The sequence below is a fragment of the Niveispirillum fermenti genome (assembly GCF_048066175.1).
Taxonomy (GTDB): Bacteria; Pseudomonadota; Alphaproteobacteria; order Azospirillales; family Azospirillaceae; genus Niveispirillum; species Niveispirillum fermenti.
The window spans coordinates 12,441-35,304 of the sequence record NZ_JBLTXA010000014.1; the positions used below are offsets into that span (position 1 = coordinate 12,441).

The window sequence follows — 22,864 nt, forward strand, 5'->3', positions numbered from 1 at the left end:
CCATCACGTGTCACGAGGAAGTGGAAGCGATGGAAAACTCACTCTACATCACCCTGTCCCGCCAGGAAGTCCTGCGCCGGCAGTTGGAAGTGGTGTCGAACAACATCGCCAACATGAACACCACGGGCTTCAAGTCGCAGCGCATGCTGTTCCTGGAATATCTGGAGCGTCCGGACCGCCAGGGCGACCGGATGAGCTTCGTCCAGGATTACGGCCTGCTGCGCAATGTCGATGTGGGTCCGTTGAACGTGACCAATAACGAGATGGATGTCGCCTTGCGCGGCGAGGGTTATTTCGTTCTCGAAACACTTTCCGGCCCCCGCTACACCCGCGGCGGCGCCCTGCAGCTCAATGCCGATCGCGAGATCGTTGACCGCGCCGGCCTACCGCTGTTGGACACCAACAACCAGCGCATCGTGCTGCCGGCCGACAGCGTCCAGGTCCATATCGCCGGCGACGGCAGCATCAGCACCGAGAACGGCCCCCTGGCCCAGCTCAAGGTCGTCACCTTTGCCGATCAGCAGCGGATGATGGAACTGGGCGGCGGGCTGTACGAGACCAACCAGGAAGAAATTGCCGTGGCACAGCCCGAGGTCAGCCAGGGGGCCATCGAAGGGTCCAACGTGCAGGGCGTGGTGGAGATGACGCAGATGATCGATGTGCTGCGCACCTACCAGAGCGTCCAGAAACTGATCGATACCGAACATGAGCGCATCCGTGGCGCCATCGGCAAACTCACCCGCGTTCAGTAAGCAAGCCAGCAGGAAGGATCGGAACCATGCGTAGCCTCTCTATCGGCGCCACCGGCATGCTGGCCCAGCAGCTCAACGTCGAAACCATTTCCAACAACATCGCCAACATGACGACGACCGGTTACAAGCGTCAGCGGGCCGAATTCCAGGACCTGCTGTACCAGAACCAGCGCCGCGTCGGCTCCACCTCCTCCGACGCCGGCACGATCGTGCCGTCGGGCATCCAGGTGGGCACGGGCGTGAAGGCCGCCGCCATCTACCGCATCAACGAGCAGGGCAACATCAACCCCACCGGCAACACGCTGGATCTGGCCATCAATGGCCAGGGCTATTTCCAGGTCGAACTGCCCAACGGGGAAACAGCCTATACCCGCGCCGGCTCGCTCCAGCTCAATGCCGAGGGCACCATCGTGACGGCCGATGGCTATCAGGTGCTGCCCGGCATCGTGATCCCGCAGAACACGATCGACATCACCGTGAACCCGAACGGCGAGGTGCTGGCCAAGATCGACGGGCAGATCGAGCCGCAGAATGTCGGCCAGATCCAGCTTGCCACCTTCCCCAACACGGCCGGCCTGGAAGCCATCGGCGACAACCTGCTGCTGGAAACCCCGGCATCGGGCGCCGCCATTGAAGGCCCGCCGGGCGCACCGGGCTTCGGCCGCATCATGCAGGGGGCGGTGGAAACCTCCAACGTGAACATCGTGGCGGAGATCACCCAGCTCATCACCGCACAGCGTGCCTACGAGATGAACTCCCGCGTCATCTCCACCACCGACCAGATGATGCAGTCGGTCAGCCAGCTCCGCTGATCCCGACCTGACCGCACCGACCCAGCCCGCCCAGGGAGATCCCGCCATGATCCGCTTCGCCGCCCTGCTGCTTGCCGCCACGCTGCTGACCGGCCCCGCCGTCGCCGCCACGCTGAAGCCGGCCGCCACGGTCCATGGCGACCAGATTCTGCTGGGGGACCTGTTCGACGGGCTGACGGCCGATCAGGCCATGCGGCCCGTGATGATCGCCCCGGCGCCGGGGCGGCAGGCGGGCCTGGATGCCCCCACCCTGACACGTCTGGCCGCCGCCAACGGCATCGGCTGGGCCGCCACCAGCGGGGCGGACCGCGTACAGGTCGAGCGTGCCTCTGTGGAAGTGACGACGCAGGCCATCACGGACGGGCTGCGCAACGCCATGCTGGACACCGGCGCCGCGGACGGGATCGAGCTGCTGCTGGATAATCGCACGCTGAGCTTCTTTCTGCCGGCCGGCAACGATGCCTCGGTCCGGGTGGAAAAACTTGCCTATGACGCCCAGCGCGCGCGGCTGACGGCCGATCTCGTGATCCCGGCCACCGGGCCGGAGCAGATCCGCCAGACCGTCGGCGCCCGCGTGGTCGACATGGTGGAACTGCCGGTGCTGGCCCGCCGCATGGCCGGTGGCGAGGTGATCGGTGAGGGAGACATCACCTATATCAGCCAGCCTCGGGACCGGGTCCAGGCGGGAACCGTCACCGATGTCTCTGAAATGATTGGGAAAAGCCTTCGCCGTGCGGTGGCGCCCAACCGTGCCGTCAATGGCCGCGACGTGCGCGAACCCGTCGTTGTCGGACGTGGCCAGACCGTGACGATCCAGTTGCAATCCTCCGTCATGACGCTGACGGCATCGGGGCGGGCGCTGACGGACGGCGCGATGGGCGAGTTGGTACGGATTGTGAATACATCCTCCAACAGAGTGATCGAGGCGATCGTGGCCGGCCCCAATCTGGTGACCGTCCTGCCCGCCGGCCAGATCGCCGCCCCCATCACCCCGTCCACGGGCATGGCAAAAACCGCCGCCCGCTGAGGAGAACCGAAATGTCCGCCCGTACCGCGCCGATCGCCCGCTCCGTTCGTACCCTGGCCCTGCTGTCCGCCACCGCGCTTCTGGCCACCGGCTGCGTCACCGACAAGCTGGCCGCCGTGGGCCGGACACCGGCCCTGTCGGGGATCGAGGACCCATCCCGCGCACCGAACTACCGCCCCGTGCATCTGCCCATGCCCGATGCGCCGGTGCAGGACCGCCAGGCCAATTCCCTGTGGCGGGCCGGTGCCCGCGCCTTCTTCAAGGATCAGCGGGCCGGCCGTGTGGGGGACATCCTGACCGTCACCATCCAGATCAACGACAGGGCACAGTTGCAGAACAATACCAGCCGCAGCCGCGATGGCAGCGACAGCCTGGGCATCCCCAACCTGTTCGGCCTGGAAGCCAGCACCAACAACATCCTGCCCGACACGGTGTCGGCCGCCAGCCTGGTCAGTGCCAACGGCACGTCCAACAGCACGGGCACGGGCCAGATCCAGCGGCAGGAACAGATCAACATGCAGGTGGCCGCCCTGATCGTTCAGGTCCTGCCCAACGGCAACATGGTCGTCAACGGCAAGCAAGAGGTGCGCGTCAACAACGAGGTGCGCGAACTGACCCTGACCGGCATCATCCGGCCGGAGGACATCACCTCGGCCAACACCATTTCCTATGAAAAAATTGCCGAGGCCCGCATCTCCTATGGTGGCCGCGGCCATATCAGCGATGTGCAGGCGCCCCGCTGGGGCCAGCAGGTGCTGGAGGCGATCAGCCCGTTCTGATCCCCCACCCTTTTTTCACCAGCCCGGTGGCCGTCGCCACCGGGCGGCAGAATATGCCGTGTCCCCCGCGTCACGGACGCTGGCGGTCAGCCGGGGCGGGGTGCGGCCTGTTGGGCCGGTGCCGGTGCCCGCAACAGGCCGTCGATGGCCAGTTGCATACTGCTCGGCACCTCGGCAAAGCGGATATGCAGGCCGGCGGGGCTGACGGCGCGCACCACGGCCCGCGCCTCCCCCAACCCCACCAGCCTCACCCGCCCTTCCGATCCGTGCGACAGGTCGGGGTGGCTGCCATCCAGCAGGCAGCCTTCCAGCGACAGGTCCACGGTACGTCCCCGCAGGCGGCAACCAGCGAATTCAGCCTCGAAGGTCAGGGAAACCGGCGCGCGGCGGGTCCGGCGGCGATCGCCGGCAGAGGAATGGCGCAGCACCTCCGTCACGCGGCGGCGCAGGCCTGTCAGCCGGTCGTTCACATGGCCGGCCAGTTCGCGGACCTGCGCCGCCGTATCGCCTGTGATGCGGGCATGGTCCAGCATGCCGTCGGCCCGGCAGGCCAGGTCCTGCACCTGTGCCGCGGCCGACACCGCCCCGCGGGAGATTTCCGCCGTGGCCTCCTGCTGCTGCCCCGTGGCATGGCTTACCTCTGCGGCGATGGCGTCGACCATGCGGATGTCCTGCACCACGGCCTGCACGCAATGACCCGTGGCTTCGGTCACCTGGCGGATATCACTGGCCTGGCCGGAAACGGTGGCGATGGCCTCCTCCGTCTGACGGGCCAGGCTGCGCACCTCCGCCGCCACGACGACAAAGCCACGCCCGGCCTCGCCGGCCCGTGCCGCCTCGATGCTGGCATTGAGTGCCAGCAACTTGGTTTGTGCCGCAATCATCTGCACCAGACGGACCACCTCACTGATCCGGGCCGTGGCGTCCGACAGCGAGGCCACGGTTTGCGCCGTCTGCCCGACGCGCAGGGCGACATCGTCGGTCACTTCCGTGCTGCGCTGGACCTGCCCGGCGATGGACTGGCTGGCTTTCTCCAACTGCTCCGTCGCGGCGGCCACGGCCTGGACATTCTCCAGCGCGCAGGCCGCCGACGCCGCCATCACCGATGCCGCCTCGCGCAGGCTGGAAGCCGTGCGGCCAAGCTGGTCGGCATCGGCCGCCATCCGCTCCGCCTCCTCCACGACGCCGGCTACCGTGTCGTCGATATCGCTTTCGATGCGATCGGTCAGCGACAGCATTTCCGCCTTCAGCCGGTTGGCCTCTCCCGTCTCGGCATAGGTGGAAATGGCCAGTTCCATGTCGAGCAGGCTGGCCCGCACGACGGCCCCCAGTGCAGCCCGGGTGCGCGGCCGCGACCAGCCCCGGTCCAGAACGACCGCGAACAATTGCTCCAGGAAATGCGCATAGGCGCCGACATACCAGCGCGGGGCCAGGCCAATAAGGTCATGCGCGCGGCCGACACGCCGTGCCTGCTCGAAATAGGCATCATCGAAGCGGCCACTGAACAAGGCGCCCCAATGCCGTGCCTGTGCCTGGGTCAGGTGCGCCACCTTTCCCGCATCCGCGATCAGGGGTGACAGTTCGGGTTCCTGCGCCAACCTTTCATAGAAATTTCCGGTAATGGCGGGCAGGGCCGCGGCGATATCCGGCCCGATGGCACGCAGCAATTCGCAAGCGTCGCCATCAAGACGGAAGAAGCGTAGGCGTTCCTCGACAACATCCGTGTCGGTCGCGCAATCCTTGGGCATGTCCGGGGCTCCGAAACGGCAAGGTTGGTTTCGTCGCGCGCACCCTATCCACGGGCGGCACCCTGTCGCATTGATACAACGCAATTGTCGATATAGGTTGGGTGGTTAGCATTTTGATTTATATATTCCGTACAAGCCCGGAATATTGACGCATTATTTTCCTGATACAGGGCCAATCATTCCATTGCGGCCCCAAGCTGCAAGCGCAGATCGGCCCTGACAACGTTAACCGGCACTTGCAAATGCCCTTCATTACGTGAAATTTTGGGGTCGGGCCTGCCGGCCCCAAAGCGCCACCTTCGTCCAACAGGTGTTTTATCGTGGCAGACCGCAAGCCGACGATCATTGACGTCGCCCGCGCCGCCGGTGCGTCGATCAAGACCGTTTCCCGTGTCATGAACAATGAACGTTATGTCAGCGCCGAAACACGCGAACGTGTGTTGAAGGTAATGGCGGAGTTGCAGTTCCAGCCCAACAAGTCAGCCCAGAGCCTGAAGGGCGATAAATCCTATCTGATCGCCCATGTCTATGGCGATCCGGGCGGGCCCTATACCGGTCAGATCCAGATGGGCCTGCTGACACGGTTCCGTGACCAGGGCTATCACCTGCTGATCGAGGAGATCGATTATCGTGGCGACGACGTGGAGGAGAGGGTCAGCAAACTGCTGAACCAGTTGAACCTGGACGGCGTCGTCCTGACGGCCCCTGTCACCGACAACGACACCGTTCTGGGCGTCATCGAGCGCGCCGGCATCCCCTATGTCCGCGTCACGCCGCAGCATGAGCGCGCGGGCGGCTCATCGGTGCGCATCGATGAGCGGGCGGCCAGCAACGACCTGACCCTGCACCTGCTGGCCTTCGGCCATCGCCGCATCGGCTTCATCAAGGGGCCGGAACATCATGCGGGCACGCAATTGCGCTATTCCGGCTATTGCGACGCGCTGCGTGAATACGGGCTGGAGCCCGATCCGGAAATCGTCGAGCAGGGTGGGTTCACCTACCGGTCGGCCCTGCCCTGTGCCCGGCGTCTCCTGTCGCTGCCGGAACCGCCGACGGCCATCGTCGCCTCGAACGACGAAATGGCGGCCGGCGTGCTTTCGGTGGCGCATGACCGTGGGTTGTCGCTGCCGGGCGACCTGTCGGTCGTGGGGTTCGATGATATCGAACTGGCCGAGATGGTCTGGCCGCCACTGACCACCGTCAAGCAGCCGATCCAGGAACTGGCCGACGCGGCGGCGGAAATTCTGGTATCCATCCTGACACGCAAGCGGCAGCCGGGGGAGCCGGCGCCGGCCGCCAACCGCGTCCTGCCCCATCACGTCGTCATCCGCCGGTCGACCGCACCGCCGGCCCGGCGGTGAAGGGCCGTCAGAAATCCCGTTCGGCGCGGCAATGGTCGCGCAGGAACTGCGCATGGTGGGGCAGTCCCGCCACCTGCGCCCGCAATAGCGGGGCGGAACGGTCCAGTGTCTCCGTGATCACGCTCATCGGCAGCTTCTCCACCAGGGCCTGATAGCGGGCCGGCCGCACACCCATGCCTTCATAGACCGACTGCCAGGAGGCGGCACCGAACAGTTCGTCCAGGCCCTGGCGCAGGATGCCCGTCGCCTTGAAAAGATCCATGCGGGCACGCAGGCTGGCCGGCACCGGCGTCCGCTGTGCGGCCCGCCAGAAGGGCGTGTCGTCACGACGGGACGTGCAGTAATGCAGCACGATGAAGTCGCGCACCTCCTCATATTCCGCGGCGACGCGGCGGTTGAATTCCACCGCCAGCGACGGATCGCAATCCATGTCCGGGAAAAAGCGCAACAGGTAGTCGACCGCGCGGTAGACCAGATGGATGGCCGTGGATTCCAGCGGTTCGATGAAGCCGGCTGCCAGCCCCAGCGCCACGCAGTTCTTTTCCCACATCCGGGCTCGCATGCCGGTCTTGAAGGGGATGATGGCCGGCTCCGTCAGGGCACGGCCTTTCACCTGCCGCATCAGGGTCGCCACCGCCTCGTCATCGGACAGGAAGCGGCTGGAATAGACATAGCCATTGCCGGCCCTGTGCTGCAACGGGATGCGCCAGCGCCAGCCGGCATCCTGTGCCTGGGACAGCGTGTAGGGGTGGACGTCGGCGTCGTCCTCGGTATTTTCCGTCTGCACGGCAACGGCACGGTCGCACAGCAGTTCCTGCGACCAGTCGACATAGCCGACCCCCAGGGTCTGGCCGATCAGCAAGGCGCGGAAACCCGTGCAATCGACGAAGAAATCCCCGTCGACATTCTTGCCATTGGCGAGATCGAGCCCGGCGATGGCGCCATCGGGCCGGGTGCGGACCCGCGTGATGCGGCCTTCCGTCCTGGTGACGCCACGTTCCTCCGCATACCGCCGCAGATACTGGGCCACGCGCCTGGCATCGACATGCAGGGCGTAGGCCGCCGACGCGATCATCGTGCGCTGCGCCTTGAACGGCAGCATGAAGCGCATCTGGTCGGCCATCAGCGTGGCCGGCGCAAAATCCTGCAATTCCGATGGATGGCCCGCCGCCTTGGCCCGCAGCCAGCATTGGTAGAATTCATGACTGTCGATCAGCCCGCCCAGACTACCGAACGGATGGTAGTAGGTACGGTCCTTGTCAAACCAGTCCTCGAACCGGATGGCCAGCTTGAAGCTGGCATTGGTGGCCTTGATGAAATCCTGTTCGTCGATACCCAGGTTGCGCAGCAGCACGACAAAGGGCGGGATCGTGCTTTCACCGACGCCGATGGTCCCGATCTCATCCGATTCGACCAGTTCGATGGCCGTGCCCGTCCCCTTCAGCATGAAGGACAGCATGGCGGCGGTGATCCAGCCGGCCGTGCCCCCACCGGCAACGACGATCCTGTTCAACGGCTTCATGGCGTTCCCCTTGCCCTCTGTTCTTGTTTAAAGGTCGACCTTGGCATAGCGGTCGATGAATTCCTCATGCGTCGGGCAGTCGGCTACGGCGTCCGCAATGCCCTTGCGCATCCCGGCCAGGCCGCGCGACAGGCTGGGCAGGTCCATCCCGTCGAGCCCCGGATCATAACCGTCGGGCAGGCAATCGAACCCGGCGTAGATGGCGAGCCAGCTTGCCGGCTGGAACATCTCCCAGCGGTATCGGACCATGTGGCCGCGGCGTTTCCACATCTCCACCTTGCCGGCCAGCGTGTCGGGCAGCGCCACCGACCGGCAATCGCGCCAGAATGCCGTGTCGTCGCGCCGGTTCAGCCAGTAATGCAGGATGATGAAGTCGCGGACCCGCTCCATCTCCCGCCGGCTCCAGTCATTATATTCATCGACCAGGAATGGATCGATCTCCCGGGCCGGGAAAAGCTGCTTCAGCTTTTCGATACCGGTTTCGATCAGGGCGATGGAGGTGCTTTCCAGCGGTTCCAGGAAGCCCGAGGACAGGCCGATGGCAACACAATTGCCTTTCCATGCCTGCCGGCGCCGGCCGGGGGTGAAGGTGATGCGGCGGGGCGCCATCTTCAGGTCGGCACCGACGGCCGCCAGCAATTCGGCCTCCGCCGCCGCGTCGCTGATATGGCGGCTGGAATAGACATAGCCATGGCCCGTGCGGTGCTGCAAAGGGATGGTCCAGCGCCAGCCGGCCTTGTGCGCCGTGACGCGCGTGAAGGCCGGTGGCGGCGATGTCACATGGCCCTGTGCCGCCAGCGCCCGGTCGCACAGCAGCCAGTGGCTCCAATCCTCATACCCCGCCTTCAGCGCGCCTTCGATCAGCAGGCCGTGGAAGCCCGAGCAATCGACGAACAGGTCGCCGCGGACCGTGTCGCCATTGTCCAGCAGAAGACCGGTGATGTGGCCGCTGCCGGCGTCCGTTTCCACCTTTTCGATCCTGGCATCGATGCGGCGGACACCGGCCCGCTCCGCCGTCCGGCGCATCAGTTGCGCAAAAAGGCCGGCATCGAAATGCAACGCCCAATCGAACACCGACAGGGTGCTGGGCGGGTTGGGGGACGGGGTCGTGAAGCGCCCGGCCCGCGCCAGCGCCACGGCCAGCGAATAATCGCCCAGGTCCGTCGCCTCCCCCCCGGCGCGCAGGCGCAGCCAATATTGATGGAACGGAATGTTGCGCAGGTCCTGGCCGAAGACGCCGAACGGATGGATGAAGCTGGACCCGTCATGCAGCCAGCCGTCGAACCGGATACCCAGCTTCACGGTGCCATGCGTGGCCTTCAGCACATCCAGATCGCGCAGGCCCAGCGATTGATAGAAGCGGCGGATGGTGGGGATCGTCGCCTCCCCCACCCCGACGGTGCCGATGGCGGAACTTTCGATCAGGGTGATCTTCAGGCCGGAACCGCGGAAATGCTCGGCCAGGGAAGCGGCCGTCATCCAACCCGCCGTGCCGCCGCCGACAATGACCAGGTCGCGGATACGATTGTCGGGCTGCATGGCATTTTCCCTGGCAATGATCGGACAAGTGTAAAGAGGATCGCAGAATAGGAAAAGGCGCCGCCTTGACGTGGATCACGTCCCGACGGCGCCCCGGAATTACGCTAGCCGATGGTTACCACTTGAAGCGGACACCCAGCGTGTAGCGGCTTTCATACTCGTTCTGCCAGACGAACTGGGTTGGTCCCCCTGTGAACTGCACGAAGTAATCCTCGATCTCGCCGGTGACGTTGGAGCCGTTGGCATAGATCGTGATCTGCTCATTGATGTTGTAGCTCAGGTTCACGTCAACGAACTGGGTGCTGCTCTGATAGACCGGGAAGTCCTTGAACACATTCTCAAGGCGCTTGCTGCGGTAGTTATAGGCAACGCGGGCCTGGAAATGGTCGTCCTGGTACCAGCCGACCAGATTGAACTGGTGCTTGGAATTGTCGTTGAACGGCACCTTCTCGCCCGAGGTCAGCGTCTGCTCGCTGGGCGACAGGGTATAGTTGGTATCGACACCGAAGTTGGAGAAGAAGCTTTCATCGTCCAGGAAGTCCTTGAAGGACAGCTTGGCACCAACCTCGACACCTTCCACGCGGCCACCCTCACCCTGTTCCGGGCGGGTCACCGGCACGGTACGGCGGATCACGCCGTCCTGGTCGGGGAACCGGCCGTCAGTTGTGGTGCGGGTGACGACGTAGCTCTTGATGTTCATGCGGAACACGGCGAGGTTCAGCATGCTGGCCCGGCCGATATAATATTCGATGGCCGCGTCCCAATTATCCGAACGCCACGGATCCAGTTCAGGATTGCCGCTGGATTCCGCACTGGTGACTTCGCGGATCTTCGTGCCGTCGGGGCGCACCTCGCCATCCGCCGTATTGATCTTCAACGCCCCGCCATAGCGCAGCAGGTCCAGCGGCTGCATGGTCTTGCTGTAGCTGGCGCGCAGACGCAGGTCGTTCGTGACGTCGTAGGTCGCATTCACGGCCGGCAGATAATCGTAATAGGTGCGGTTGGAGACGACATCACCGGCATCGATATTGGTGTCGCCATAGTTCAGGGTGTCACCCGTGATGTTCTGGCGAACCAGCAGCTCGGTCCGGATGATCTTCAGGCCGGCATTGCCGGACAGGCGGCCCCATTCGAAGTTGGTGTCGATATAGCCGCTGTCTTCCGTCAGGCTGACATCATAGGACTGGCCCGGCAGGATGACGCGGTCGGCACCGCCGAACACCTTCTTGTGGAAGGCGACCGGATCGTCAAAGTCACGCGGATCGATCGCCCAGAAGCCGGGGATGCCCTTCGTGATCGAACCGAGATTATCGACCCAGATAACGTTGTTATAGGTGTCCAGGCGCGTCGGCGCGTTGACCGTATAGCCCTGAAACACCAGTTGTCCGGTCACCGGATCGGGCACGAACTCACCCGCCTGGCACTGGTTCTGGTTCATGACGACGTCGATGGCCTTCCACTGGGCCGAACAGCCCGACGTGTTCGGCTGGCCCTGGTCGTTGACGCCGACACCCTCATAGAAGTTCGAGAAATGGTGGAACTGGGCGATCGAGACCGACCGGTCGCTGCGGCGGATGCCGACATCGACCCTGTTCAGGAATCCACCCAGCGGCTCCTCGAAATCATATTGGGTATCGATGCGGTAGACGTTCAGGTCGGACGTCGCCTCGTTGTTACCTTCCGAGGAGAAGGCGCCGATGGCATAGCTGTCCTTGTTGGCCATATAGTCGGTCAGCGACTTGCCGGCACCCAGACCGCCCGAGATGGGCCGGTCGAAACCGGACCAGACCGGGTGCTTGCCCGAAATATCGTAATGAAGCTGCGGGTTCTGCCCATAGCCCAGCGGATTGGGATCGACATAACGCCCACCCAGGCTGCCAACGATGTCGTTGGTGTAGCGGCCGGGAAATTTCGATGCGATGGCGGCCGGATAGAAGGTACCGCGGGTACGGTCGGCGGCCGTCTGGAACAGGTTGAACCGCCCCGGCGCATACTGCCAGTTCGACAGATCGCCCTGCGCCTGTCCGTTCAGCGACAGACGGTCCGCATCGGCGCGCACGGCACGCGCCTGCACCTTGAGCGGGCCGCCATTGTCATAGTTCAGTTCGAGATTGTAGTTCTTCGATTCCGACTTGTTGACGCGGTTGACGGAGAAGGAGTTCACCCACCAGGCATTGATGTCGTACTCGTCCACCGCCAGCCAGTCACTGCCGGCAACCGGGGTCGAGGATGTGGGGGTTGCCCAGACACCGAAGGCATCGCCCGACCAGCGGTTGGAAATGTTGATGCCGGCCGCGCGGTTATATTCGTCCATCTTCGTGTAGAAGCCTTCGGCCACGAAGGTGAAGCCTTCGCCGAGATCGGCCTCGAACGCGGCGGAAACGGACAGGCGGTCGCGCTCCGTCTCCTTCTTGAAGCTTTCAAAGCCGTGCGGCGAGATGAACTGGTTCGGCGCGGTGCCACCCCAGTCATTGTTGCCCGAGAGGCCGCCCGTGCCGGGCCCCGGTGCCAGACCGGAATAATTGTTGCCCAGGTTGGCCTCGCTGCCGGCGGCGGAAACCAGCACACCGATACGGTCGCCGCGCCAGGCCAGCAGGCCGTTGGCCAGCCAATCCTTCTCCTTCGTGTCCTTGCCGGTCTGCCCCTCAACCGCGCCCGACGCAGAGAAGCCATAGGGCATGTCGGAGGGGCGGCGGGTACGCAGGTCGATGGTGCCGGAAACGCCCGACAGGGCGTTGCGGGTGTCCGTGGTCTTATAGACGACCACGGCGTTCATCAACTGTGCCGGCACGTCGGTCAGGTTGGGCTTCGCTTCGCCCTGGTTGCCGGCCGAAAGATACTGCTCACCATTCAGCATGGTGATGACCTGCGGCAGGCCGCGCACATTCACCGTGCTGCCTTCGCCCGCGTCACGGCGGATCTGGATACCGGGCACGCGCTGCAAGGCGTCGGCGATGGTGACGTCGGGCAGCTTGCCGATATCCTCCGACGAGATGGCATCGACGATGGCCGTCTGGTTGCGCTTCACATCGACCGACCGCTGCTGCGACGCGCGCACGCCGGTCACGATGATTTCGTCCAGCGTGTCCTGCGCAGCCGGCGCGGCCTGTGCCAGGGCGGTGGAAGTCATCGCCAGGGGCGACACCCCCGCGAGCAGAGCCACGGCCAGGCCGCGCCCAAGCATAGAATGCATCCCTGTCAAGAGATCCTCCCTTATAAGCAAAGTATTTCCGTGTGGTTTTTGGCGCCAGCATGCGCAGGGGCGTTCAGACAGAGGCGCCCCGGGGCCTTTGTCTGTTCGGATATTGCCGAATTTGGCTTTCAGAAGCCGATCGTTTCCCCACCCATCACCGGCGTGTTTTCCACACGCTCCCATCCTTGTGTTTCCGAATGTACGGACACCCGCCCTGATGTCAAGCACTATATGTCATCGTTGTCATATGGGGTGACAGCGCAGACATGGACTGTCCCAGGCGGTGAATGGCCTCCCCGTTCCCCGCGAGAAGAAAGCCGGTCCCGCAACTGCACCACGCAGGCGCAAAAACCAATATTTAACAATGTATTAACTGATCAGCAACATGACGCACCCGCGGCGGCGCCAAATTCTGTTGCCCAGATGTCACGCACAGCAAAGGAGATTGTCCGGCTGCGACAGACAGAAATCAGACAACGTTGTCCGTTTTGGCTGACAAGGAGGCCGAGACGATGATATCGTCCTTCTACAACCGTCCGCGACCCATGCCGGACGGACGATCGGGAGGTCGGGGCAGCAGAGCCCCGGGGATGCGCATGACGTCCCGACAGCAATTTTTCCAGGACGGGAAAAGAGCGCGATGCCCATCGATCCTGGCCGACGTCACGCCTTATGAATAAGAAAGAGACCCCAAGAATGCATGACAGAAAGATACGGGCCTTCATGTCCACCCTGATGCTGGCCACCGCGCTTGCGGCGGGTGCCGTCCATGCCGCGGAACCGGCGCCCCCGACCGTCGCCCTGTCGGACCGGCCCTGGATGGATGCCAGCCTGGCCCCAGAGGCCCGGGCAGAGCTGCTGTTGCGCCAGATGAGCGTGGCGGAGAAGAAGACACTGGTCTTCGGCTATTTCGGCTCCCCCTTCAAGGAACGGAACTATACCCCGCCCGCCGGCATCCGCATGGGTTCGGCAGGCTTTGTGCCGGGCATCGACCGGCTGGGCATCCCGCCGCAATGGCTGACGGACGCCGGGCTGGGCGTGGCGACACAGCGCGATTCGACCGAACCGATGCGCGAGCGCACATCCCTGCCCGCCGGCATCGCCACGGCGGCCACCTGGAACCCGGCGCTGGCCAGGCAGGGCGGCGTGATGATCGGCCGGGAGGCAAGGCTTTCGGGCTTCAACGTCATGCTGGCCGGCAGCCTCAATCTGGTGCGCGAGCCGCGCAACGGCCGCAATTTCGAATATGGTGGAGAGGACCCGCTTCTGGCCGGCGTCATCGTGGGGGCCCAGATCGCGGGCATCCAGTCCAACAACATCATCTCCACCATCAAGCATTTCGCCCTGAACGCGCAGGAGACGGGGCGTTTCGTGCTGTCCGCCAACATTGACGAGGCGGCATCGCGCATGTCGGATCTGCTGGCGTTCGAAATCGCCATGGACCGCAGCGATCCCGGCTCCGTCATGTGCGCCTACAACCGCTATGAAGGGCATTACGCCTGCGAGAGCGACTTTCTGCTGAACCAGGTGCTGAAGCGGGACTGGGGCTACAAGGGCTATGTCATGTCCGACTGGGGTGCCGTCCACTCCACGGCCAAGGCGGCCAATGCCGGGCTGGACCAGGAATCGGGCTATGTGTTCGACAAGGAACCCTATTTCGGCCCCGAACTGCTGGGTGCGGCGCTGGCCGACGGATCGGTGCCCATGGAACGGCTGGATGATATGAACCGGCGCATCCTGCATGCGCTGTTTGCCAACGGCGTGTTCGACCATCCGGTCAATGTGGAGGATCACCGGATCGATTATGCGGCGCATGCCGCCATCACCCGCGCCGATGCCGAGGAAGGCATCGTGCTGTTGCGCAACAAGGATGGCCTGCTGCCCCTGGATGCCGGGGCGCGGCGCATCGCCATCATCGGCGGCCATGCCGACAAGGGCGTGATGGCGGGCGGCGGCTCGTCCACGGTATTCGGGCCGGGCGGCAATCCCGTGCCGGGGCTGGGACCGCAGCATTTCCCCGGCCCGGTCGTCTTCCATGCCAATCCACCCCTGGACGCCATCCGGGCCCGCAACGGATCGGCCGCCGTGCGTTTCGATCCGGGCAGCGACCCCGCGGCCGCGGCCGCCCTGGCCGCCGACAGTGATATCGCCATCATCTTCGCCAACCAATGGACGGGGGAGGCCATGGATTTCCCCCTGACCCTGCCCGACGGGCAGGATGCGGTGATCGAAGCCGTGGCGAAAGCCAACCCGCGCACGATCGTCGTCCTGCAGACGGGCGGCCCCGTCTTCATGCCCTGGCTGGACCGGGTCGGCGCCGTCATGGAAGCCTGGTATCCCGGCACCGCGGGCGGAGAGGCCATCGCGCGCGTCCTGTTCGGGGAGGTGGATGCCAGCGGCCGCCTGCCTGTCACCTTCCCGAAAAGCCTGGACCAGTTGCCCCGGCCCAAACTGGACGGTGAGGACCTGCCCCAGGACACGCCATTCGACGTGGATTATCATGAGGGGGCAGCGATCGGTTACAAATGGTTCGACAAGAAGGGCCTGACGCCGCTGTTCCCCTTCGGCCATGGCCTGTCCTACACCAGCTTCGCCTATAAGGATCTGACAGCAGTGCAGGGCGATGACGGCACGCTGACCCTGTCGGGAACGGTCACCAACACGGGCCAGCGTGCAGGCAAGGCCGTGCCCCAGCTGTATGTCGGCCCCCGCGATGGCGGCTGGGAGGCACCGAAACGGCTGGCCGGCTGGCAGAAGCTTGACCTGGCACCGGGCGCTTCGGCCCGATTCTCCGTGCCGGTCGACCCGCGCCTGCTCGCCATGTATGACACGGCCGGGCGGCAATGGGTCGTGACACCGGGCCGCTACCGCGTCTGGCTGGGCGCCTCCGCCACCGACCTGCCCCTGACGGCGGACGTGGTGCTGAAGGGCGCCAGCCTGCCGGCCAGCAAGGCACAATAGGCAGGAGGGCGCGCGGGACGGGTGACGGTGGCGCCATTACCTCACAGGTAATCGCAAGCGCCGGCCCGGCACGGCCATGATGGGCCCATCGCAACCGATGACGATGGAGAAACATCATGGGTATCAACGCCTTCACCCGCCAGTTGCTGCTGCTCGACGCCGGTGCCTGCCTGGGCTCCGGCCTGTTGCTGGTGGCGGGTGCCGGCCTGCTGGAACCCTGGCTGGGCCTGCCGCGCTGGCTGCTGCTGGAAGCGGGGATCGTTCTGTTCCCCGCCGCCCTGCTGGCCGCCTATGCCGGCCGCCGCACCGGGGTTGGCACGGGGCCGGCCCGTGCCATGGTCGTGCTGAACCTCGCCTGGGTCGCCGGAAGCATCGCCCTGCTGGGCCTGGGCTGGACGACGCCGCTGGGAACCGGCTTCATCCTGATCCAGGCCGTAGGCGTTGCCGGGCTGGTGGCCGGCCAGATTCTGGGGCTGCGCCGGTCGGCAGCCGGGCTACGGCCCGCCCCCGCGGCATAGACGGCGGAAGCAAGGGCGGGATCAGGCGTAATGGGCCGCCAGATCGTCAAACAGACGGGCATAGAAGGCGTCGGTATCCTTTACCCGGACCGCCACCTCCACCCCACCGGCGCCGTCCGGCAGCATCAGGCCGGCGCCGAGGCCCGTTCCCTCCTGCACCACATGTGCCTGGGCCCGCACCGTTTCGAACATTTCCGGATAGAACAGGCACGCCACGGCCGTGGGATCATGCAGAAAGGCGCCATCGGTGTGGAATTTCGGCTTGTCCAGGTGGTAGGGGGCGTTCAGCATCAACGCGACCTCCTGCCCGAACAGCGGCAGGGCGCGGGCCCTGGCCAGCCGGGCCGGGTCGCTGACAAGCTGGTGCGTCACATCGGCGGGGGCAAGCAGGACAGGCACCCCGCCGTTCAGCACCGATTGCGCCGCCGCGGCATCCATCCAGAAATTGAACTCGGCCCAGGGGGTGACATTGCCCCGCCGCACGAAATTGGGGGGTAGTGGCGCGAAGGACCCGCCCATGGCCACGATCCGGTCGATGCGGGCATAGGCATCGGGCGCTTCCCGCCGCAGCAGGGCCAGGTTGGTCAAGGGCCCCGTGGCCACCAGGATGACGCTGCGCACCGGATGGGCCCGCAGGGTCTGCGCCATCCAGCCGACCGCATCATGGGATGCCAGCCGCCGCAGGGAAGGCGGCAGGCGCAATTCCCCCAGCCCCGTCTCCGAAAAGGCGCCGTCGCCCGCCGGCGGATCGTCCCGGTCCAGCGGCGCCCGCGCCCCGGCATGGACCGGGATATCCGGCCCGCCAATATAATCCAGGAAGGCCAGGGCGTTTGCAGCCGTCCGGTCCAGGGTCACATTGCCGTTCACGGCCGTGATGCCCAGCACACGCGCCCGCTTCGGCAGGGCCAGCACCCACATCCAGGCCAACAGGTCGTCGGTGCCCGGATCACCATCCAGGATCAGGGAGAGGGGGCTGCCCATGGCCATCTTCTTCGGTTAAGTACCGACCGCCAGCATAGGCCGGCGGGCATGCAAGATAAAGCGGTCAGGCGATCCGCCCGCTATCCGGCGGGCTGCTGCTTGCGCCGCGCCTGCCGGGCGGCATCCAGCCGATCCTGGGCCTGGTGGACCAGCGCGGCCGGGTCGGCCATGGCGGCGTCGAAGATGGCCAGGCCCGCCGACAGGGTGACCTGGCCATGCGGGCTGCGCTGATGGGGCAGGGCCAGCGCCTGCACGGCATCCAGCACCCGGCGCAGCCGTTCCTCCGGATGGCCGGCATCGTTATCGGTCAGGATGATGGCGGCCTGCGCCCCACCCAACCGGTAGACGCGATCCCCCTGCCCCACATGCCGGGCAATGACCCGGAACAGGGTCCGCAGGACCTGATCGCCGGCGGCCGTGCCATAGGCATCGTTATAGGCCTGGAAATGATCGATATCGGCCAGGACCAGGGCGAAGCCTGAACGGGCCTGCCGCCGGCCCAGATCGAAGATGGATTGCAGATCGGACTCGAAGGCACGGCGGTTGTGGATGCCGGTCAGGGGATCGTGCAGGCTCCATTCCTGCAATTGCCGGTGGGCCGCCTCCAGCGCCTCGGTCCGCAGGGTGACCAGCCCCTCCAGCCGGGCGTTGGCATCGCGCACATGCCCGGCCATGGACCGGAAGGATCGGGCCAGCAGCCCGATCTCGTCCCGCGCCTCCAGGGGCAAGGCCTGGGTCCCGTCCGCAACCGCGGCATAATCGCCGGCCGCCACCCGCTCCGATGCGGCCTTCAACTGCAAAATGGGGGCGGCCACCTGCCGCCGCAGCAGGACGAAGACCAGCCCCAGCATAGCCAGGAAATAGGCCGTGCCCATCAGCATGATGGCGCTGGCCGCCTGATGCGCCGTGTCCGCCACCAGCGCCATGGGATAGCGGGCGATGAACCACCAGTCGGGCCCGTCCAGCCGCGTGACCGCCAGATAGGCCTCGTCGTCTTTGTCCACCACGATCCAGACATTGTCGTCGGACGACAGATCGGTCACCCGGCCGGCAATGCTGTCGCGGATCAGGGCATGCGTGCGCAGCAAGCCGGGATCGCCCAGCTTTTCCAGGTTGATGGTGGCCAGTTCCTGCCTCAGCCGGTCCATCCACAGCGGATGGGCCACCAGATGACCGTCGGCCGCCAGCACGAAATTGTAGGAGCCGGGAAGATGATCGGTGATCAGCCGGTCCATCAGATCCTGCACCAGCACATCGTGACCGGCATTGATCAGATGCCGCCCGGCATGGTCGACGGGAAGCTGGTAGGTGACCATCCAGGCCTTGGCCGTATGGTCGTGATAGAGCGGGGTCCAGACGGGCCGGCGCGCGGGATTGGCTTCCTGCAAGGTGGAATTCACGACGGAAAAGGCCGTCATGTCCAGATCGGCCCGCACCTCCAGCCCCCAGGCAAAAGCCGGCCAGTACATGACCATGGCATTTTCCGGCATGCTGACGGTTGTATTGATGAAACGGTTGCTCCAGGCCGGGCCGTATTCACCCAGCAACCGGTATGTCAGCACCATCCGCCGTTGCAGTTCCGGCGATACCGCCCGCAGCTTGTTGCCGATGAAACCCGACATGCCCTGGCGGTAAAGGCCGTCATCATCGATCACCCCATCGAAGAACGGCCGGCGCGTGCGGACCGCGCCATCGGCATCCTTGTAAAAATAATGATCGAACGCCGCCGCCGCCTTTTCCGCAGGCAGGATGGCCGGATCGGTGTAAAGCGACAGGAACCGGTCGCGGAAGGTTTCCATGTTGGCCGCCGCCAACTGGAAGATGGCGCTTTCCGTGCGCCCGCGTTCCAGAAGATGGGCCTTCAGCGTGCCCAGCGCCTCCCGCTCGGTCCGGTCGTAGATCGTGGAATAGCCGATGGCCGTCAGTACCAGAACGACCAGCATCGACCATAAGGCGAGGTGAAGCACAAAACGACGAAGCAGCGAACCGGAAAGGGCCGTCTCTGTTCCGGCCACCGGATCAATTCCCGAACGCTGCTGCACATCGACCTTCCCGGTGTATTCGCGTCGGAAAAGGTTATCGGAGTATGTATTCCAGGGTCAACCCGGACGCACGGGTTGTATCTTCCGGATACTGGGGGGTCAATGGATGGCGGAGCCGCCGGGGGCCGCGGCCTGTCCGTCCGTCAACAATCCCTTTTCGCGGTAGAAGCGCTCAGCCCCTGGATGCAGCGGTACGGCCAGTCCCGACAGGGCCGTGGCCAGTTGCACCGACCGGCCGCGCGGGTGGCCATTATCCAGCATGGACCGTGTCTGCTCATTCCACAGGGAAGCGGTGATGGCATGAACCAGATCCGGTTTCAGGTCACCGCGGACCAGCCATTGCGCACCCACCCCCAGGCTCTGCGTGGCCGGCACACCGTCATACACATCCGCCTCGATCCGGCTTTCGGTGAAGTGCGGCAGACGCTTGACCAATTGAGCCGCCCGCTTGTCGTCGAAGGGCAGCAAGGCGATGGGGACACGCCGGGCCAGATCGGCGACCGAGGGCAAGGGATAGCCCCCGACGATGATGAAGGCGTCCATGTCACCCGCCTCCAGCCGGTCGCCACCGGCCGCCGGGCTGAGATAGAAAGGCTTCACCGTGCGCTCGGACAGGCCATAGCTGGCCAGCAGCGCGCGCGCCGTCACCAGCGTGCCGGACCCCTGTTCGCCCAGCACGACGCGCTTGCCGCGCAGGTCGGCGGGCGTCTTGATGCCGCTGTCGGCCCGCACGACCAGATGGATCGTTTCGGTGTAAAGATTGGCGATGGCCCGCAGATCGGCATAGGGCGCCTTGTCGAACGGACCCTGCCCCTCCAGCGCAGCATGCGCGATGTCGGCCTGCACCAGCGCCGATTCCAGCCGGCGGGATCGCATCAGACTGATATTCTCCACCGCACCCGACGTGGCCTGGGCCACGACGATCAGGCCGGGCACGCCACAGGAACCACCCCGCTCGCACGGGCGGGACCCCGGTGGATTGCTGACGGCATTGGCCAGCAGGCCGCCGATCAGGAAATAGGTGCCACCCGTCGTGCCGGTGCCGATCTGGAAGAAGCGGACCTGCTCGGCCCCCGTATTGGCGATGGACGTGCCCGACAGGGCACCGGCGGCCAACAGGCCCAGCCCGGCACGCAGCAAGCCCCGTCGGTGCAGAACGCCGGTATCGGCGTCACCGGAGGCATCAACGGGCGGGAGGGGTTCGCATCGGGGTCCGGCGGGGGACGGCATGACGGGCACGTCCATCTTGTTGTTGCAGGATGAGAATACCATCGTGCGCCCCGCCGCAGGGGGAAGCAACCGGAACGGGGGCGAAATGGTATAGAATTGGCCGAAAGTCGGGGGCTGTGGCGGATATCCAACGGTTTTGCCACAGACCGGTCACAGAATGGCCTTTCAAAGGACATTCAGCAGCATCAGCAGTCCCACCAGCCCGATCACCACCCCCAATATGCGCGACGCCTTGCCCGCCCCCAGCGGATAGAGCGTCGCCGACAGGCCGACGCCGGCCGTTACCAGTAGAAGGCATCCCGTCAGCATGCCGGGCCAGAACAGCAGATGCCGCGTGACGGGCCCGCCCCATTGCGACAGGCTGATGCCATGCAGGGCACCGACAATGGCAGCCCCGGCCAGACCCGCCAGCCGGGGCAGCGTGACACCGGCGACCAGCAGCCCGCCCAGGACCAGCAGCGACGCTTCCAGCGCCAGCGCCGCATAGGGCACCACCACGCCGGCCCGCGTCAGCAGCGCGAAGCCCAGCCCCGCCAGCAGGGCAGCCACCGTCCCCCCGCCCGGCGTTCCGCGGCCCTGCATGTCGAGCCAGAGTCCCAGCCCCAGCAACCCCAGCAGATGCACATAGGTCAGCAGCGGGCCCGCCAGCCCGGAGGAAAAGCCCTGCGGCACGGAGGCGGCATGCGCCGGCATTGCCACAAGCAGGCAGAGGCAGGCGGGGGACAGGACATGGCGGGCTTGCATCAGAACAGGTCCGTTCAAACGGGCGGAACGGTCCTTGATGACCGGCCGGACCGGCCGGGTCAAGCCTGCGGGCTCAAAGCCGGACCGGCCGGACAGTGTGGCGGTGCAGGCGCGAACGGTCCTGCAGCACCCGGACGCCCGCTGCCACGGCCGGGACGGAGGGCCGATAGTCCAGCGCCAGCAGGATGCGCGACACGGCCCCGTCGGGTCCGGCGAGCGGCAGGCCGAGCCAGGCGGCCTGCACCGTGCGCCCCGCATCCGGGCCGGCCGCGAACTCCTCATATACCGGTGCGCGGCCATGGGCCACGGCCAGCAGGAACCGGTGCGCCGTGTCATAGAGCGCGGGGGGATAGACCTCGTCCAGGAAACGGCCCGTGATGTCACGCCCCGTGGCGATGGCCGCCGCGGAACCCATGAAAAGGCCGAACAGCCGCCCGTGCCCGTCCGCGGGCCCCGCCACAAGCGCCAGATTGGGCAGCAGCGTGCGATCGATGGCGGCAAGGTCCAGCGCCCCGACAAGGGGCAAGGCCGCCCCGCCCGCCGCGCGCCGCCACAGCGCCAGGGCCGCGCGCAGGGGCGGCTGTGTCAGGTCGGCGGCATCGATGGGATCGGCGGATGAAAACATGGGGCCAGGGCTGTCACAGGGGCAAACGGCCCCTGGTTACCCCCGCCGCGTTGCAGGGATATGACGGACGCATGGCGTTATCGCACGCGGGCTGCGCGCATTTTCCGCGCCCATGCCCCCTACCCGCCCGCGCCTTAGCGCGCTATGAAGAACCCGATGGACGGGTGACGGAAGCCGGAGATCGTTGAAATGAAGCTTTATGGTGCGTTGCTGAGCCCCTATGTCGCCCGCGTGCTGCTGGCCGTCCGGTTCAAGGGACTGGACATCCCGCTGGTGCCGGCCCCCGGCGTGGGGCTGAAATCGCCCGAATATCTCGCCATCAATCCCTATGGCAAGATGCCGGCCCTGGAAACCGACGGCACCGCGATCATCGAGTCCGAGGTGATCTGCGAGTTCCTGGACGAGCGCTTCCCCGAGAGGAAGATCCTGCCCGGCGACGATCTGGCCCGCGCGCGGGCCCGCATCATCAGCCGTGCGGCCGATCTTTACATCCTGCCCGCCCTGCTGGGCCTGCTGGGCCAGATGAACCCCGTGTCCCGCGACGCCAGGCTGGTGGCCGAGAAGATGGCGGAACTGAAGCGCGGACGTGACGGGCTGGAAACCTTCATCGACGGTCCCTGGTGCATGGGCACCGGTTTCACCCTGGCCGACTGCGCCATGGTGCCGGCCTGTTTCTTCCTGGAGAAATTCCTGCCGGCCTTCGGTGGGCTGGACGTTTTCGCCGACCATCCGCGCATGGGGGCTGTGTGGCGCCATGCCCAGAACGATCCCATGGTGGCCGACCTGCTGAAGCAGATGAACGGCGCCTTGGATGATTTCATGCGCCGCCGCGCCGCCAACGGCTGATCCCTTCGAAAGAGCCCGCCCGGGAGGTTCGCCGGGGCGGGTGCTGGCACCATTCCGGCCCTGTAAAGCGGCACCAGGCCACCGTTGACCGGCGGTCCTGTTGGGCGCATTTTGCCCGCCTTGTTCCCGCGTTCTGCGGGGACCAGCGATCCAAAGCAACAATCACAGAACAATTCGGAACAAG

The 22,864-nt window shown here is 65.5% G+C and carries 17 protein-coding genes; 8 read left to right on the forward strand and 9 right to left on the reverse strand.

Features of this window, described 5'->3' with window-relative positions:
- The first annotated feature begins 29 nt into the window (after window positions 1–29).
- The 4 genes from flgF to flgH are packed head-to-tail and all read left to right on the forward strand — an operon-like array spanning window position 30 to window position 3,370.
- The gene (gene flgF, locus ACM9LZ_RS14915; RefSeq protein ID WP_416620282.1) at window positions 30–752 is read left to right on the forward strand and encodes a flagellar basal-body rod protein FlgF; all 723 of its coding nucleotides are present in this window, start codon (window positions 30–32) and stop codon (window positions 750–752) included.
- Window positions 753–778: 26 nt separating this feature from the next.
- Window positions 779–1,564, forward strand: a complete 786-nt coding sequence (gene flgG, locus ACM9LZ_RS14920) for a flagellar basal-body rod protein FlgG (RefSeq protein ID WP_416620283.1) — start codon at window positions 779–781, stop codon at window positions 1,562–1,564.
- A gap of 46 nt (window positions 1,565–1,610) precedes the next feature.
- Window positions 1,611–2,591 (forward strand): flagellar basal body P-ring formation chaperone FlgA, encoded by a 981-nt coding sequence (flgA, locus tag ACM9LZ_RS14925; protein ID WP_416620284.1) that lies wholly within the window; start codon window positions 1,611–1,613, stop codon window positions 2,589–2,591.
- Window positions 2,592–2,602: 11 nt separating this feature from the next.
- Window positions 2,603–3,370, forward strand: coding sequence for a flagellar basal body L-ring protein FlgH (gene flgH, locus ACM9LZ_RS14930; protein WP_416620285.1), 768 nt, complete (start codon window positions 2,603–2,605; stop codon window positions 3,368–3,370).
- Between the two features lie 86 nt (window positions 3,371–3,456).
- Here the strand turns inward: flgH and ACM9LZ_RS14935 are convergent, their stop codons facing one another.
- On the reverse strand, window positions 3,457–5,118 hold the full coding sequence (locus tag ACM9LZ_RS14935) for a protoglobin domain-containing protein (RefSeq protein ID WP_416620286.1): 1,662 nt from the start codon (window positions 5,116–5,118) through the stop codon (window positions 3,457–3,459).
- A gap of 320 nt (window positions 5,119–5,438) precedes the next feature.
- Between ACM9LZ_RS14935 and ACM9LZ_RS14940 the strand changes: the two genes are divergently transcribed.
- A complete protein-coding gene (locus tag ACM9LZ_RS14940) occupies window positions 5,439–6,479 on the forward strand; it encodes a LacI family DNA-binding transcriptional regulator (protein WP_416620287.1) in 1,041 nt (346 codons plus the stop codon).
- 7 nt (window positions 6,480–6,486) lie between these two features.
- On the opposite strand, the gene ACM9LZ_RS14945 is transcribed toward ACM9LZ_RS14940, so the two are convergent.
- From ACM9LZ_RS14945 to ACM9LZ_RS14955, 3 genes are all read right to left on the reverse strand, one after another.
- On the reverse strand, window positions 6,487–8,001 hold the full coding sequence (locus ACM9LZ_RS14945; protein ID WP_416620288.1) for a tryptophan halogenase family protein: 1,515 nt from the start codon (window positions 7,999–8,001) through the stop codon (window positions 6,487–6,489).
- A gap of 27 nt (window positions 8,002–8,028) precedes the next feature.
- Window positions 8,029–9,540 (reverse strand): tryptophan halogenase family protein, encoded by a 1,512-nt coding sequence (locus ACM9LZ_RS14950; RefSeq protein WP_416620289.1) that lies wholly within the window; start codon window positions 9,538–9,540, stop codon window positions 8,029–8,031.
- Window positions 9,541–9,655: 115 nt separating this feature from the next.
- Entirely contained in the window at window positions 9,656–12,724 is a 3,069-nt protein-coding gene (locus ACM9LZ_RS14955; protein WP_416620290.1) for a TonB-dependent receptor, read from the reverse strand.
- Window positions 12,725–13,429: 705 nt separating this feature from the next.
- Between ACM9LZ_RS14955 and ACM9LZ_RS14960 the strand changes: the two genes are divergently transcribed.
- Complete coding sequence (locus ACM9LZ_RS14960; RefSeq protein ID WP_416620291.1) at window positions 13,430–15,694, forward strand: beta-glucosidase family protein; 2,265 nt, start codon at window positions 13,430–13,432, stop codon at window positions 15,692–15,694.
- A gap of 116 nt (window positions 15,695–15,810) precedes the next feature.
- Window positions 15,811–16,212, forward strand: coding sequence for a hypothetical protein (locus ACM9LZ_RS14965; protein ID WP_416620292.1), 402 nt, complete (start codon window positions 15,811–15,813; stop codon window positions 16,210–16,212).
- Between the two features lie 21 nt (window positions 16,213–16,233).
- Here ACM9LZ_RS14965 and ACM9LZ_RS14970 read toward each other — a convergent pair whose 3' ends face one another.
- From ACM9LZ_RS14970 to ACM9LZ_RS14990, 5 genes are all read right to left on the reverse strand, one after another.
- Entirely contained in the window at window positions 16,234–17,193 is a 960-nt protein-coding gene (locus ACM9LZ_RS14970; RefSeq protein ID WP_416620293.1) for a nucleoside hydrolase, read from the reverse strand.
- 80 nt (window positions 17,194–17,273) lie between these two features.
- Window positions 17,274–19,235, reverse strand: coding sequence for a GGDEF domain-containing protein (locus ACM9LZ_RS14975; RefSeq protein ID WP_416620294.1), 1,962 nt, complete (start codon window positions 19,233–19,235; stop codon window positions 17,274–17,276).
- A gap of 99 nt (window positions 19,236–19,334) precedes the next feature.
- Window positions 19,335–20,507 carry a TAXI family TRAP transporter solute-binding subunit gene (locus ACM9LZ_RS14980; protein ID WP_416620295.1) on the reverse strand — a complete coding sequence of 391 codons (1,173 nt, stop codon included), beginning with the start codon at window positions 20,505–20,507 and terminating at the stop codon, window positions 19,335–19,337.
- Window positions 20,508–20,630: 123 nt separating this feature from the next.
- Window positions 20,631–21,209 carry a HupE/UreJ family protein gene (locus tag ACM9LZ_RS14985; protein ID WP_416620296.1) on the reverse strand — a complete coding sequence of 193 codons (579 nt, stop codon included), beginning with the start codon at window positions 21,207–21,209 and terminating at the stop codon, window positions 20,631–20,633.
- Between the two features lie 73 nt (window positions 21,210–21,282).
- Window positions 21,283–21,834, reverse strand: coding sequence for a PAS domain-containing protein (locus ACM9LZ_RS14990; RefSeq protein WP_416620297.1), 552 nt, complete (start codon window positions 21,832–21,834; stop codon window positions 21,283–21,285).
- A 189-nt stretch (window positions 21,835–22,023) separates the two neighbouring features.
- Here ACM9LZ_RS14990 and ACM9LZ_RS14995 point away from each other — a divergent pair, with 189 nt between their 5' ends.
- Window positions 22,024–22,680, forward strand: a complete 657-nt coding sequence (locus ACM9LZ_RS14995) for a glutathione S-transferase family protein (protein WP_416620298.1) — start codon at window positions 22,024–22,026, stop codon at window positions 22,678–22,680.
- Window positions 22,681–22,864 lie beyond the last annotated feature (184 nt).

Bases quoted from the DNA above. Each gene is read 5' to 3' on its own strand.
- ACM9LZ_RS14945 (WP_416620288.1), bottom strand. From the start codon at position 8,001: ATGAAGCCGTTGAACAGGATCGTCGTTGCCGGTGGGGGCACGGCCGGC.
- flgH (WP_416620285.1), top strand. From the start codon at position 2,603: ATGTCCGCCCGTACCGCGCCGATCGCCCGCTCCGTTCGTACCCTGGCC.
- flgA (WP_416620284.1), top strand. From the start codon at position 1,611: ATGATCCGCTTCGCCGCCCTGCTGCTTGCCGCCACGCTGCTGACCGGC.
- ACM9LZ_RS14965 (WP_416620292.1), top strand. From the start codon at position 15,811: ATGGGTATCAACGCCTTCACCCGCCAGTTGCTGCTGCTCGACGCCGGT.
- ACM9LZ_RS14980 (WP_416620295.1), bottom strand. From the start codon at position 20,507: ATGGTATTCTCATCCTGCAACAACAAGATGGACGTGCCCGTCATGCCG.
- ACM9LZ_RS14950 (WP_416620289.1), bottom strand. From the start codon at position 9,540: ATGCAGCCCGACAATCGTATCCGCGACCTGGTCATTGTCGGCGGCGGC.
- ACM9LZ_RS14955 (WP_416620290.1), bottom strand. From the start codon at position 12,724: ATGCTTGGGCGCGGCCTGGCCGTGGCTCTGCTCGCGGGGGTGTCGCCC.
- ACM9LZ_RS14990 (WP_416620297.1), bottom strand. From the start codon at position 21,834: ATGTTTTCATCCGCCGATCCCATCGATGCCGCCGACCTGACACAGCCG.
- ACM9LZ_RS14995 (WP_416620298.1), top strand. From the start codon at position 22,024: ATGAAGCTTTATGGTGCGTTGCTGAGCCCCTATGTCGCCCGCGTGCTG.
- ACM9LZ_RS14970 (WP_416620293.1), bottom strand. From the start codon at position 17,193: ATGGGCAGCCCCCTCTCCCTGATCCTGGATGGTGATCCGGGCACCGAC.
- ACM9LZ_RS14985 (WP_416620296.1), bottom strand. From the start codon at position 21,209: ATGCAAGCCCGCCATGTCCTGTCCCCCGCCTGCCTCTGCCTGCTTGTG.
- ACM9LZ_RS14960 (WP_416620291.1), top strand. From the start codon at position 13,430: ATGCATGACAGAAAGATACGGGCCTTCATGTCCACCCTGATGCTGGCC.
- ACM9LZ_RS14935 (WP_416620286.1), bottom strand. From the start codon at position 5,118: ATGCCCAAGGATTGCGCGACCGACACGGATGTTGTCGAGGAACGCCTA.
- flgF (WP_416620282.1), top strand. From the start codon at position 30: ATGGAAAACTCACTCTACATCACCCTGTCCCGCCAGGAAGTCCTGCGC.
- flgG (WP_416620283.1), top strand. From the start codon at position 779: ATGCGTAGCCTCTCTATCGGCGCCACCGGCATGCTGGCCCAGCAGCTC.